Genomic DNA, 13,516 nt, shown 5'->3' with positions numbered 1-13,516 from the left:
CGAAGTCCTGAGCATCAGGAGCCTCGGGCCGTCTTCCGTTTACCTCTGCAATTCGCGATATTCCATGGCGCTGATGCCGGTGGCGCGCTTGAATGCGCGGCCGAACGTGTTCAAGGAGTTGTAGCCGACGGCAGCCGCAATATCGCCGATGCTCAATCGCGAATCGGACAGCAGCTGCTTGGTTCGTTCCAGACGCAGCTGCTCCAGATATTCGAAGAACGTGACGCCGGCCTGTTCTCGAAACGAACGGGAGAGATAAGCCTCCGATACGTTAAACTTGTCCGCAACCATCATGACGGAAAGCTCGGGCAGCATGTAGTTCTGTTCGATCCAGGTACGGATGTCCTGCAGCAGCTGCGATTTTCTGCCTTTCTTCCTCTCCCCGGCCAGACGACAGATCGACAGGAATGATTGACTGATTTCCCGGAAGATCGATTCCAGCTTTTCGCGCGTTTCGATGCTCTTGTAGATGGAGGAAAGCAAATCCTGGGTGTTCAGTTCTCCCAGAGCCATCTGCTCATTCAATTTCATCAAGGTTGCCCACATGTCAAACAACCATAGCTTTAGCATGAGCACAGGCAGGTTCCGATCCGCGAAGTTGGCCTGATGCAGTTCGCCCAGCAGCTGCTCCAACTGCGACTCGTCTCCGGACTTCACGCAGTTCGCCAGACGCAGCTCAATATTGTCGGGATAGTAATAGTTGCTGTCGTCGCGCCCGAGCTGGTCGAACCTTACCAGCATGTTCTCGTTGCTGCGAACGAGCGCCTGCTCCGCCTCGTGATAGGAGCGAGAGATGTCCATCGCTTGTTGGTGGATGCCCCCGACGGAACAGACGGTCGTCATATGGTATTCACGCTGAAGGTCCTCCTGCACGGCGGCCAAATGCAGGCTGACGGAGGCGGCGACATCGGCCCGATCCAACGGATCGAAGGCCATCAAGATCGCCAGCTTGTCATCGTCGATATCGTGAATATGGCGGACGTATTGCAGCCTCCTCGAGATGGCCTCGCTCACAACGTATTTATGCCGCGCCAGCAGCTCCAGCACCTTCTCGTTCAACTCCGGGTAGTCCTCCCGGACATAAACAATCGCCACGGCGAACCAGTCGCCGTCCAGATTCACTTGGGCATGCTTCATCAGCGTACGGATATCGTCCAGCGAATGAAAATCGCCGCGAAGCAGCCGCTCGAAGAATGCCGATCGCACGAAAGGCAGCTGTTGCTCGAATCGGCCTTCCAGCTCGGCGCTCGCCGCGATCAGCGCCTGAACCGGCTTGCTGTTGCGCCAGGCCAGGAACGCAGCGGCCAGGCCGACCAGCAGGAACACGAGAAAAATGAAGAATGTGATTCTCTGAATATAGTTCAGTTTCTCCAGCACGACCGCCGCCGGCTGTACCGCAACGTATTTCCAGCCGTTGTAAGAGGAGGTCACCCAGGTGACGACATTGTCCGCCGCGTTGATGCGCGTTTTGAAGATCCCGCGAGATTGTCCTTCCGGCAATGCCACCAACGGTTGTCCAACCGGCCGTCCCGAAGATTGGCCGATGATATTGCCCTGCCCGTCGGTAATATACGCCCAACCCCCGTTGGAGATATTGATCCCTTGGAACAAGCTGCGGATTTCCTCATAATCGAGCAGGACAATGACCGAAGCGTGCGAGAAGGACGGAAATCCGAACGAATGAATGTACGGAAGCGCCGTTTGACTTTGGCCTTCGATCAGCACGGATTGCGCCGGCATGATTTTGCGGTAATGGTATTGGTTGATGAGATGATCGATAAAATTGCCGGATTGCTCGGGGAACGCAAGACGATTGTGAATGTCGGCCAGGCGGGCGGTGACATTGTCGTTCAGTAGAAGCTGGCTGTTTTTGAAGACGATATAATATTGCAAAATGAAGCTGTTGTAAAAATTGTAGTTTTTCAGCTGTTCGCGGGTCTCAATAATTTTATACAGATTTGCCGTGCTGAACGGATCCTGAATTTGCTGGAATCGAGTGAGACGTTCGTCTCCGGTCATTCTGTTGATGATAAGATCCGTCTCTTTCATCCGATTGTCGAGCACCGTCATGCCTTGTTCCAGCAGCGAAACGTTAGCTTTTTCCACTTCCTCCTGCAGCACTCTTGAGGTGCGATCGTACACAATATATCCGATCAGCACGGCGCTGATCAGAATAATGCACGAGGGGATAACATAACGGATGGCTAGGCGGCTGCCCTTCATGTCCGACCACTTCATGATGCTTCCTCCCGTATGTCGACTGCCGCGGCGCACCCTTGCGAATACCGGCGGCTTAAAATAAGAAAGCGCTTAAATTAATCTTATCATAGCCGAGGCGCGGTCAGGAATGTGCAATTCCGCTAAGACTGTTCAATAACGATAGATAAGCCTCAATCCCTCTCGAGAACACATACTGCATGACATGCAGCACAAGCAGACGTGCAACAGCCGCAACGGGAAGAGCAAGAAGACGAGTACGACGAGCAAGAGATTGCTGTTCCGTGAAATCGTCAAGGCGGGTTCGAGCCGCTCAAGCGAATGGCTCAGTAACAACCATTCTCCATAATTTCTCTTCCATTTTCCCAATTCCCATCAATTAACCGACGCTGCCGATCCGGCTTGGCTGCAGCTGCAGCAGCGTCTGCCGCACTTCGTTCCAGACCTCCTTGATCATGTGTTGGACGATCCAGGACGACGAACCGGCGGCCGTTACCGCCAATCCATGCCGATAAGTCATGGCGGCGCCCGCGTACAGCTGATCGCTCGGAAACGGCAGCCGATCCAGCGCCGCTCTCACCGATTCCAGCAGCCCCGTGTCGACCCGATCGGAGCATATAAGAAACGAGCCCAAGTGGCTGTAAGCATCCCAAGCCCCCTTGGCAGCGATCAGCTGCCGATCCGGACGGACGAGCTGCTTCTGGTGATGAATCAGCTCGCCTTCATAATAAACGGAGATCCGATTGTCCAACTGCTCGTAAGCGAAGGACTCTCCGCGGAGCACCCGGCCCGGACTCAGCACCTCGCCCTGCATCCATATGGCGCCTCGCTCCAGCTCAACTACCGTCCGATTCGTATAGGATGCATCCTTGTACAGCATAATGGGCTTCATCATCGTCTCGATGCAGGCGCCAGCCGCGAGGCGATAGCGGTTCTCCATCGACGCGCCGAGCTCAGGCGTGCAGGGATGCACTTTGGTAAAGCCCTGATTGGTCAGACAGAGATGAGCGCCCGCCCCCGCAGTCCACTGCATCTCGTAACGGTCGCCCTTCAGCATGCCTGGAGAGGCGTCCATCACCATCACACAAAGCGACTTGTCTTCGGGGAACGTCTTGGCGATCTTGATCGGCGACGTGCAATAGCGACCGTCCAATACCGTCCTGTCGCCCCGACAGGCGGCGGAGACGTCCAATACGGCGGTGCGATACCGCTCCCGATCAGCTATGGCTGTGTTCGATGTGATTGGCATGCTGATATTCGTGCGCGAGCCACGACACAATCTCGCTCACGCCTTCGCCCCCGCGCAAGTTCGCAAATACGTAAGGACGCTCCCCGCGCATCCGCTTCGTGTCTTCCTCCATCACCTGCAAGCTCGCGCCGACATGAGGCGCAAGATCGATCTTGTTAATAATCAGCAGATCGGAGCGCATAATGCCCGGTCCGCCCTTGCGCGGAATCTTCTCGCCTTGGGCGACGTCGATAATGTAGATGAAGCGGTCGGCCAGCTCCGGGCTGAACGCCGCGGCCAGATTGTCGCCGCCGCTCTCGATCAGCACCAGCTGCAAGTCGGGGAAGCGCCGCTCCAGCTCGGATACGGCTTCGAAGTTCATCGACGCGTCCTCACGAACGGCCGTATGCGGGCAGCCGCCCGTCTCCACGCCGATCACGCGTTCTTCGGGAAGCACGCCCGTCGCGAGCAGGATGCGGGCATCCTCTTTCGTATAGATATCGTTCGTGATGACGCCGAGGCTGTAGCGCGACTTCAGTTCCCTGGCGATGTTCTCCAGCAATGCGGTTTTGCCCGATCCTACCGGTCCTCCGATCCCGATTCGCATCGGACGCGATCCCTCGAATACCGGCTGCGACCAATCATGATGGTGATGATTTCCTTGTCCTTGGCACATTTGCTGTTTCCTCCGTCCTATTGGTTAAATATAAGTGAATTACGACATGAACAACCGGGAATACAAGCTCTCGTGCCGGATGGCACATATCTCGGATAATGGCGCGCTGCTGTAGGCTTCCTCCGGCTGCAGCTCGCGTGCGATCCGCCATCCTTCCTCAATCGCCGGTCCGAGCTTGGCGATGAGCGCTTGGCATTCGGTCTGGCCGACCGGCAGCAGCTTGAGCGCACTGCCGGTCGTCGTGACGACACAGGAATACAGATAGCCCTGCACGGCTTCGTCGAGTGGCAGCCCGAGTCTCCAGCACACGAAGCCGTGAACGAGCGGATGCGTAGCCAGGCAGGCACCGGTCCGATGTGCATCCGTAAGCGGCGACCAATCCAGCGTCGGATGAATGGAGGCGACCAATTGAAGCAGCCGCCTGCCCATCTTCTCGACGCCCTCGCGGGACTCGCTCCCCGCACGCTGCAGATGAACCTGCCGCTCGATCCGCCAGAGCCGCGGCCAGTCCTGGATATCGGCAGTCTCGTAGACCGCCTTGACGACCATCGCATCGGAGGTCGACCAGCTCTGGCGAATCATGACGCGCATGTACTGCTCCAGCTCCGGCATATTCCCGATCCTGCCGTCCTGTACGGCGGCCTCCAATCCGAACGAATGCGAGAATCCGCCGATCGGAAGCGCGGAGTCGAGCAGTTGTTGAGCCGCGAGCCATCGAGTCATAGCCTCTCCTCCGCTTCGGTTCGTCTGTCTGTCAGAATAAGAAGTATCGCTGGGCCATCGGCAGCATCTCCGCCGGCTCGCATACGGCCGGCACGCCGTCCACCGTGACCGCATAGGTCTCCGGATTGACATCGATTTCAGGCGTCGCGCCGTTGTGGATCATGTCCGCTTTGGAGACACTCCGGCAATTTCTGACCGGTTCGATCCGTTTGCGGAGACCCAGCTTGTCGGGCAGGCCGCTGTCGTAGGCAATCTGCGAGACGAATGTAATCGCGCTTCTCTCCACGGCTTTGCCGTACGCGGCGAACATCGGGCGGCCCATCACCGGCTGAGGCGTCGGGATAGAGGCATTGGGATCGCCCATCTGCGCATAAGCGATGCTTCCGCCCTTGAGCACCAGGTCCGGCTTGACGCCGAAAAACATCGGCGTCCAGATCGACAGATCCGCGAATTTGCCGGGCTCGATGGAGCCAACGATATGCGAGATGCCGTGCGTAATCGCCGGGTTGATCGTGTACTTCGCGATATACCGCTTGATGCGGTAGTTGTCGTTCTCCTTGTCCGGCGCCAAAGGTCCGCGCTGGCGCTTCATCTTGTCTGCGGTCTGCCAGGTCCGGACAATGACTTCGCCGACGCGTCCCATCGCCTGCGAATCGGAACTGATCATGCTGAATACGCCCATATCGTGCAAAATATCCTCGGCGGCGATCGTCTCCGGCCGAATGCGCGAATCCGCGAAGGCGACATCCTCGGGTATGCGGCTGTCGAGATGGTGGCACACCATCAGCATATCCAGATGCTCCTCGATCGTATTGACCGTGAACGGACGGGTCGGATTCGTGGAAGAAGGCAGAACGTTAGGATGCGATGCCGCGCGGATGATGTCCGGAGCATGGCCTCCTCCCGCCCCCTCCGTATGATAAGTATGAATCGTCCGGCCATTGATCGCCGCGAGCGTGTCCTCCAGGAAGCCGGCTTCGTTCAGCGTGTCGGTGTGAATGGCGACCTGCACGTCGAATTCGTCCGCTACGCGCAGGCAGGTATCGATCGCCTTCGGCGTAGTGCCCCAGTCCTCGTGCAGCTTGAGTCCGATCGCGCCCGCCTCGATTTGCTCGATGAGCGGAGCCGGGAATGAAGCGTTGCCCTTCCCGGTGAATCCGAGATTCATCGGAAACGCTTCGGCCGCCTCCAGCATCCGTCTCATATGCCACGCGCCCGGCGTACAGGTAGTGGCGTTGGTCCCGGTAGCCGGGCCCGTTCCTCCGCCGATCATCGTCGTGACGCCGGACGACAGCGCCGTCTCGATCTGCTGCGGACATATAAAATGGATATGCGAGTCGATGCCGCCCGCCGTGACGATTCTCCCTTCTCCGGCAATGACCTCGGTGCTCGCTCCGACGATCATCTCCGGGTGAACGCCGTCCATGATATCCGGATTGCCGCCCTTGCCGATGCCGACGATCAAACCATCCTTAATCCCGATATCGGCCTTGACGATGCCCCAATGATCGATAATAATCGCATTCGTAATAATCGTATCCAGCACACCTTCATCCCGGACGGCATGAGAGGACTGCCCCATCCCGTCGCGAATCACCTTGCCGCCGCCGAACTTGCACTCGTCGCCATAAACCGTATAATCCCGCTCGATCTCCGCCCACAGCTCCGTATCCGCGAGCCGAACCGCATCGCCCGTCGTCGGACCGAACATATCGGCGTAAGCGCCGCGATTCATGCTACTCACGGGACGCCCTCCATTCCGCCAGCCTGACGGCCGCCGCTTCGGGCAATGGCCCGGCGTCGGCCGGCCCTTCGGTCAGGCCGTTCAGGCCGAATGACCGTTTGGCGCCCCCGAGCTCCGTCAGCTTCACCGGCTTCTCTTCGCCGGGCTCGAACCGAACCGCCGTCCCCGCCGGAATATCCAGCCGCATGCCGAATGTCCGAACGCGCTCGAATTGCAGCTGCTTGTTGACTTCGAAGAAATGAAAATGCGATCCGACCTGTACAGGACGATCTCCCATATTGGCCACCCTAATCTCGACCTGCGAGCGTCCCGCGTTCAATTCGATCTCGCCTGCCCGTACACGATATTCTCCCGGTACCATCGCCTATTCAACCTCGCTTTCTCCGCTGCAGCGCCCTCTGCTCCAATTCATCGGTCCGTCCCGGTGACGGAGCATCAAATGATAGGCTGGTGCACAGTAACCAACTTGGTGCCGTCCGGGAACGTCGCTTCCACCTGAACCTCGTGAATCATCTCCGGAATCCCCTCCATGACTTGCTCGGCGGTCAGAATCTGCCTGCCGTAAGCCATCAGGTCCGCCACACTTCTTCCGTCGCGCGCGCCTTCCATAATCTCCGAGGTGATCAGCGCGACGCTCTCGGGATAATTCAGCTTCACGCCTCGCTTCAACCTGTCGCGTGCCAAATTCGCCGCAACCGTGATCAACAGTTTTTCTTTCTCACGCTCCGTCAACTGCATGCCTGCTCCTCGCTCCTTTACGCAGCATCGCGAACGACACCCAGGTCGCTACAAAAAATACGACCAATCCCAAGCCCAAATATACAAAATCAAGCCGCTCGGACCAGGCAACCCAGCTTCCCGGCAGTTTTTTCTCAAACAAATGCAGCATCTGTATGAATCCGATAAAGAACGCGGACAGCACCGAGACACCCGTCACAATCAGATTGTAGATCAGCCTCCTCCGAGGCGTTGCGGAAGACAGCCGGTAGGCCCGGCTCATCATCATGCCGTCGGTCGTATCCAGAAGCGTCATCCCGGCGGCGAACAGAAGCGGAAGCGACAAGATGCCGATCAGGGAGGCCGATTGGCCGGCGGCTCCGGCCGACAATGACAGCAGGCCGATCTCGGTAGCCGTATCGAATCCGAGCCCGAACAGGAAGCCGAGCGGATACAAATGCCAGCTCTTCCGTACGAGACGATAGAGAGGCTTGAGCATCACCGTCAGCATGCCGACGGGCATCGCGGACGAAGCTCCGCCCTCGTCGGGAGCGGATCCGCCGCGCGCTTGCCTGGCCTCGCGAATCGAGCGAACAAGCATCGCCACATTAACAAATCCGATAACGATCAGGAAAAATCCCGACACGAATGTCCCGATGATCGAACCGGCTTCCCGCAGCGTCTCGTTATTGAAAATATAAGTGTTGGCGGTGAGACCGATGGCCAGCACCATCAAAAAAACGACCGTTGAATGGCCCAGCGAGAAAAACAAACCGACGCCGTGCGGATTTTGGCGACTCGTTATCAGCTTGCGAACCGTGTTGTCGATCGCCGAAATATGATCCGCATCGAACGCATGGCGCAAGCCGAACGAATAGGCCAGCATGCCCAGCCCCCAGAAGACGGGGTCGCGCGCCGCAGCGACAAAAAATCCCGCAAAACCGAAAATATGGAGCAGCGACACGACAACAAAATACCTTTTCCACGGATAATTCAGATCTGGCCCCTCCTTCTTCTCTCGTCCTGCTGCCGCTTATCGGGTTAGATGGTTAAATATCGCATCACGTCCGGATTGTCGAGCTCCTCCTTGCCCCCGCTCCAGACGATCGTTCCTTTCTCCATGATGTAAAATACGTCGCCCACGCTGCGAACGAAGTCCAGACTCTGCTCGACGAGCAAAATCGAAGTACGGCCCTCATTGCGGATACTGCGAATAACGTCTTGAATATCCTGCACGATCGACGGCTGAATCCCCTCCGCCGGCTCGTCGAGAAGCAGCAGCTCCGGCTCGGAGACCAGCGCTCTGGCGAAGGCGAGCTGCTGCTGCTGTCCGCCGCTGAGATCGCCGCCTCTTCGTCCGTACATCGACGGCAGTACAGGGAACTTCGCGATCGCCTCGTGCGGTATCTCCTTGGACTTGCGCCGCTTCTTGTCGCGGCATGCTTCGAGTCCGATTCGCAAGTTCTCGAAGACGCTCAGTTGGCCGAAGATCTCCCGCCCTTGCGGAACGTACCCGATCCCCGCCTTTGCCCGCTCTCCCGAAGCCGATCGGGTCATGTCGCTGCCCTTAAACTTGACATGTCCGCGCTTCGTCTTGATGACGCCCATAATACTCTTGATCAATGTGGACTTGCCCACGCCGTTTCGTCCCATCAAGCAGACCACTTGACCGGGCTCCACCTTCAGGCTCACATCGCGCAAAATCATGCTCTCGCCATAGCCCGCCTCCAATGCTTCAACCGACAGCATACGCATCCCGTCCTTTGCCCTTGCCCAGGTACACTTCGGCCACCCGGTCGTCGCTCTGAACCTCGTCCATCGTTCCTTCCTTCAGAAGCTTGCCTTCGTGCATAACCGTCACCTTGCTGGCGAAGTTGCGCACGAACTCCATGTCGTGCTCGACGACGACGACCGTCCGCTTGCGGACGATCTCTCTCAACAGCTCGCCCGTCTTGTCCGTCTCCTTGTCCGTCATGCCGGCCACCGGCTCGTCGAGAAGCAGAATTTCCGGCTCCTGAAGCAGCATCATCCCGATCTCCAGCCACTGCTTCTGGCCGTGAGAGAGCAGCCCCGCCCGCAGGTGACGCTGATCGCCGAGACCGATGAGCGCCAGCTCCTCGTCGATTCGTTCGCGCTCGCTCTGCTTGAGGGACGCCCGCAGCGTCGCCCATACGCTGCGATTCTGCGACATGGCGATCTCCAAATTCTCCATTACCGTCAATTGCGCGAAGATGGAAGGCGTCTGGAACTTGCGCCCGATGCCGGATTTCGCGATCTTGTGCTCCTGGAGCTTGGTAATGTCCAGGGCTCCCGACCGACGGTTGAACGACACGCTCCCCGATACCGGCTTGACCTTGCCGCAGATGATGTCCAGCATCGTCGTCTTGCCCGCGCCGTTCGGCCCGATCAGGAAACGCAGCTCTCCCGGCAGCAGCATCAGATTCATCCCCTGTACGGCCTTGAACCCGTCAAACGCTACGGTTACTTCCTTGCAAGACAGAATGGGCGCCTGACTCATGCATATTCCTCCTTCCGCGTTTAAGACGGACAGCTTCGGTGCCGGATCGAATCAGACCGGCAATGCCGCCCGGCAGGAAAACCGTCACGACAATAAACAGTACGCCGAGGAAAATCGTCCAGAAATCCGGATAGGCCTCGGAAAGACCGCTCTTCGCGTAGTTAAGCGCCAGAGCGCCGATCAGAGCGCCGATCAGCGTGCCCCTTCCTCCGATCGCGACCCACAAAATCATCTCGATCGACGGTACAATGCCCATCATCGACGGCGAGATAATGCCGACATGAAGCACGAACAGCATTCCCGCTATGCCCGCCAGCGCACCGGAGAGGGCAAATGTCATCATCTGGTACGTCGCCGGATTGTAGCCGAGGAAGCGAACCCGGTTCTCCCCGTCGCGAATGGCGCGCAGCACCTTGCCCGTCCGGCTGTTCGCGATATAACGGCACAACATGAATACGAGCACGAGCGTCGCAGCCGTCACAAGATACAAAACAACCTTCATCGTACCCGACTTCAGCGGCTCGCCAAGCAGCCTGGTGAAGCTCGTCAGTCCGTTCGTGCCGCCCGTATAAGCCTGCTGGCCGATGAACAGCGTCGTCACGATAATCACGAGCGCCTGCGTCAGAATGGTGAAGTAAACTCCCTTGATCCGATTGCGGAACGTAAAGAAGCCCAGGAACAAAGCGAGCAGCGCCGGGATCAGGATGCCGAGCAGAACCGCGACGGGAAACGATCTGAACGGCTCCCAGAACCAAGGCAGCTTCGTTAATCCGCTCCAATCCATAAAGTCGGGCAAACGCGTCCCACTGGCCTCAAGCTTCAGATGCATGCCCATCGCATAGGCTCCCAGTCCGAAAAACACGCCATGACCGAGACTCAGGACGCCGGTATAGCCCCAGAGCAAGTCGAGACCGAGCGCCGCGATCGCGAACGCAAGAAACTTGGCAAGCAAATTAAGCCGAAAGTCGCTTAAATACAGCGGAGCGCAAAACAATACCGCTGCGGCTGCGATATAACCGAGCAGCAGCCAGAGTCTCCGACGATCCGCAAAAATCGACGTCATGCCATGCTCACCCCCACTTCGATGCAAATGATCTCATACGATCGTTAATCCAGTTGGCGCGTGCGAACCGCGAACAATCCCTTCGGCTTCCATTGAAGGAACGCCACGATCAATACAAAGACGAACACCTTACCGAGCGAAGCGTTCGACCACCATTCGAACATGGTGTTGAAGACGCCGATGCCAAGGGCCCCTGCTACGGTCCCGATCAGCTTTCCTACGCCGCCAAGGACGACGACCATGAACGCATCGACGATATAATAAGTGCCGATGTTCGGGCCGATCGGGCCGATCAGCGTCAACGCGCAGCCTGCGATTCCCGCAATTCCCGAACCGATCGCGAACGTCAATCCGTCCACGCGTCTGGTCGAGATGCCGAGACATGCGGCCATCTCGCGATTCTGCATGACCGCCCGCATCCGTCTGCCGGACGCGCTGCGATAAATGTACAAATACATGGCGATCAGACAGATGGCGACCAGCGCGAGGATAAACAGCCGCTTGTAAGGGAACACCACGCCGTCGATGATCTCCAGCCCGCCATCCAGCCACGACGGACTGCTCACGGCGACGTTGGGCGCGCCGAAGATCAAGCGCGCGACCTGCTGCAGAACGAGGCCGACACCCCAAGTCGCGAGCAGACTGTCCAGCGGACGGCCGTACAGATGCCGGATCAAGATCATTTCAAGCAAGTAGCCAATTGCGAACGCAACGAGGAAGCTGGCGAGGATCGCCGCGATAAAGTAGCTGTCGAAGGCCCCCTTGGGCATCATGTCCTTGAACAAATTCTGCGTCAAATAAGCGGTGTAACTGCCAATCATGATAAACTCGCCGTGCGCCATATTAATGACGCCCATGAGGCCGAAGGTAATGGCGAGGCCGAGTGCAATCAGCAGCAAGATAGAGCTGACACTCAAACAATTGAACAGCTGGGAGATCCATATCTCCATGATTTCGCCCCCTCCCTGCGATGAAGGTAAAGCGGGAGTGCGCCGTGTCGTCGAAGATCTCGCCGTGCGCTGCTCCCGCCCAATCGGTTGCCCTTATGCCTAGAGGTTTAGGATCCCGAGCTGAGGTCGCCTGCCCAGTCGTAGCCTTTGAGATACGGGTCCGGCTTCACCGGACTGCCGGAGTTCCACAGCTCCGCGATCATGCCGTCGGACTGAATCTCGCCGATCCGGACCGTCTTGTAGATGTGTTGAGTCTCCCCGTCAACCGTGACCTTGCCTTCCGGAGCGTTGAATTCGATGCCGTCCGCGGCTGCCTTCACCGCGTCCACGTCGAAGGAGCCTGCCTTCTCTACCGCCGTCTTCCACAGGTAGACTGCCGTATAGCCCGCTTCCATCGGGTCGCTCGTCACGCTGTCCGCGCCGTACTTCGCCTTGAAGCTCTCGACGAACGTCTTGTTCTCCGGCGTGTCGGTTGTCTGATAATAGTTCCAGGCCACCAGGTGTCCGGCCAGGAAGTCGGCGCCGATGCCCTTGACTTCTTCTTCGGCGATGCTGACCGACAGCGTCGTCAGATCCTTGGCGGCAATGCCCGCATCCTTCAGCTGTTTAAAGAACGCAACGTTGCTGTCGCCATTCAGCGTGTTATACACGACGTCCGGCTTCGCCTCCTTGATTTTGGCGATAATCGTCGTATAGTCGGTATGACCGAGCGGCGTATACTCTTCGGCGACAGTCTCGCCGCCCTTGGCCGCCAGCTGCGCCTTAATGATCTTGTTCGCCGTGCGCGGGAATACGTAGTCGGAGCCGAGCAGGAAAAACTTCTTCTTGCCTTGCTCCAGCAGGTAGTCGACCGAAGGCACGATCTGCTGGTTCGTCGTAGCGCCGGTGTAGAAAATGTTAGGAGAGGATTCGAGGCCTTCATACTGAACCGGATACCACAGCAGGCCGTTAAGCTCTTCGAATACCGGCAGCATCGCCTTGCGGCTCGCGGATGTCCAGCCGCCGAATACCGTCGCCACCTTATCTTCGGAAATCAGCTTGCGCGCCTTCTCGGCGAAAGTCGGCCAGTCCGATGCGCCGTCTTCGATAACGGGTTCGATCTGCTTGCCCAGAACGCCGCCAGCGGCGTTAATCTCGTCGATCGCCATCAATTCGGAGTTTTTGACCGTCACTTCGCTGATGGACATCGTGCCGCTGAGCGAGTGCAGAATGCCAACCTTGACCGTGCCGCCTTCACTTGCTGCGGACGAAGAGGCCGGCGCCGAGGAAGCCGGTGCCGAAGACGAGGCCGAGCCGTTCCCGTTATTGCTGCCGCATCCCGCCAGGACAAGACTCACCGCTACGGCCAACCCCATGCCTTTAAACCAATTTTGTTTTCTCTTCACAACTCCACTCCCTTTTCCCAATCCCATTGTATTTCCGAACATTTCTGTTTATTTGTTTGGTAACCGTTCGGATGTATGTATTATAGTGTTTGATTTATTTTTATGTCAATATATCTTACATTAAAATGTTTATTCTTATTAAAAAAGCATAATTTGAGTTAGATGAAAATAAAATATTGTGTACAAAAAGAGATTAAACCTATCATAAAATTGCATTTTTACGCAGCGGGAATAAAAATAACAGCATTTATGTTATAAAATATGACTTTAGAGATTAATTGTCGACATGATTAAG

The 13,516-nt window shown here is 57.3% G+C and carries 13 protein-coding genes; all 13 read right to left on the bottom strand.

Annotation, left to right across the window (positions count from 1 at the left end):
• Positions 1 to 39: 39 nt before the first annotated feature.
• The 13 genes from ACFFT4_RS31105 to urtA all read right to left on the bottom strand — a co-directional run bounded on the left by ACFFT4_RS31105 (position 40) and on the right by urtA (position 13,191).
• Entirely contained in the window at positions 40 to 2,238 is a 2,199-nt protein-coding gene (locus ACFFT4_RS31105; protein WP_378053013.1) for a helix-turn-helix domain-containing protein, read from the bottom strand.
• Between the two features lie 358 nt (positions 2,239 to 2,596).
• Entirely contained in the window at positions 2,597 to 3,466 is an 870-nt protein-coding gene (locus ACFFT4_RS31100; protein ID WP_378053012.1) for an urease accessory protein UreD, read from the bottom strand.
• Entirely contained in the window at positions 3,435 to 4,121 is a 687-nt protein-coding gene (gene ureG, locus ACFFT4_RS31095; RefSeq protein ID WP_378053011.1) for an urease accessory protein UreG, read from the bottom strand. The genes ACFFT4_RS31100 and ureG overlap by 32 nt, the downstream gene beginning before the upstream one ends.
• A gap of 39 nt (positions 4,122 to 4,160) precedes the next feature.
• Positions 4,161 to 4,844: an urease accessory protein UreF gene (locus tag ACFFT4_RS31090; protein WP_378053010.1), complete on the bottom strand. Its 684-nt coding sequence runs from the start codon at positions 4,842 to 4,844 to the stop codon at positions 4,161 to 4,163.
• Positions 4,845 to 4,875: 31 nt separating this feature from the next.
• Entirely contained in the window at positions 4,876 to 6,579 is a 1,704-nt protein-coding gene (gene ureC / locus ACFFT4_RS31085; protein WP_378053077.1) for an urease subunit alpha, read from the bottom strand.
• Position 6,580: 1 nt separating this feature from the next.
• Positions 6,581 to 6,949 carry an urease subunit beta gene (gene ureB / locus ACFFT4_RS31080; protein ID WP_378053009.1) on the bottom strand — a complete coding sequence of 123 codons (369 nt, stop codon included), beginning with the start codon at positions 6,947 to 6,949 and terminating at the stop codon, positions 6,581 to 6,583.
• A 74-nt stretch (positions 6,950 to 7,023) separates the two neighbouring features.
• Positions 7,024 to 7,326 (bottom strand): urease subunit gamma, encoded by a 303-nt coding sequence (locus tag ACFFT4_RS31075; RefSeq protein WP_378053008.1) that lies wholly within the window; start codon positions 7,324 to 7,326, stop codon positions 7,024 to 7,026.
• Entirely contained in the window at positions 7,307 to 8,269 is a 963-nt protein-coding gene (locus tag ACFFT4_RS31070) for a HoxN/HupN/NixA family nickel/cobalt transporter (RefSeq protein WP_378053007.1), read from the bottom strand. The genes ACFFT4_RS31075 and ACFFT4_RS31070 overlap by 20 nt, the downstream gene beginning before the upstream one ends.
• Before the next feature lie 77 nt (positions 8,270 to 8,346).
• Positions 8,347 to 9,054, bottom strand: a complete 708-nt coding sequence (urtE, locus tag ACFFT4_RS31065) for an urea ABC transporter ATP-binding subunit UrtE (RefSeq protein ID WP_378053006.1) — start codon at positions 9,052 to 9,054, stop codon at positions 8,347 to 8,349.
• A complete protein-coding gene (gene urtD, locus ACFFT4_RS31060; RefSeq protein ID WP_378053005.1) occupies positions 9,041 to 9,823 on the bottom strand; it encodes an urea ABC transporter ATP-binding protein UrtD in 783 nt (260 codons plus the stop codon). Before urtD ends, urtE begins: the two co-directional genes overlap by 14 nt.
• Positions 9,774 to 10,886, bottom strand: coding sequence for an urea ABC transporter permease subunit UrtC (gene urtC / locus ACFFT4_RS31055; protein WP_378053004.1), 1,113 nt, complete (start codon positions 10,884 to 10,886; stop codon positions 9,774 to 9,776). Before urtC ends, urtD begins: the two co-directional genes overlap by 50 nt.
• A 44-nt stretch (positions 10,887 to 10,930) precedes the next feature.
• Positions 10,931 to 11,836: an urea ABC transporter permease subunit UrtB gene (gene urtB / locus ACFFT4_RS31050; RefSeq protein ID WP_378053003.1), complete on the bottom strand. Its 906-nt coding sequence runs from the start codon at positions 11,834 to 11,836 to the stop codon at positions 10,931 to 10,933.
• A 107-nt stretch (positions 11,837 to 11,943) separates the two neighbouring features.
• On the bottom strand, positions 11,944 to 13,191 hold the full coding sequence (gene urtA, locus ACFFT4_RS31045) for an urea ABC transporter substrate-binding protein (RefSeq protein WP_378053075.1): 1,248 nt from the start codon (positions 13,189 to 13,191) through the stop codon (positions 11,944 to 11,946).
• Between the last annotated feature and the right edge of the window lie 325 nt (positions 13,192 to 13,516).

Origin of the sequence: Cohnella cellulosilytica, from assembly GCF_042431195.1 — a bacterium.
Lineage (GTDB): Bacteria > Bacillota > Bacilli > Paenibacillales > Paenibacillaceae > Cohnella > Cohnella cellulosilytica.
Note: the sequence above shows the minus strand (reverse complement) of the source record. Positions and strands in the feature narration are given on the sequence as shown.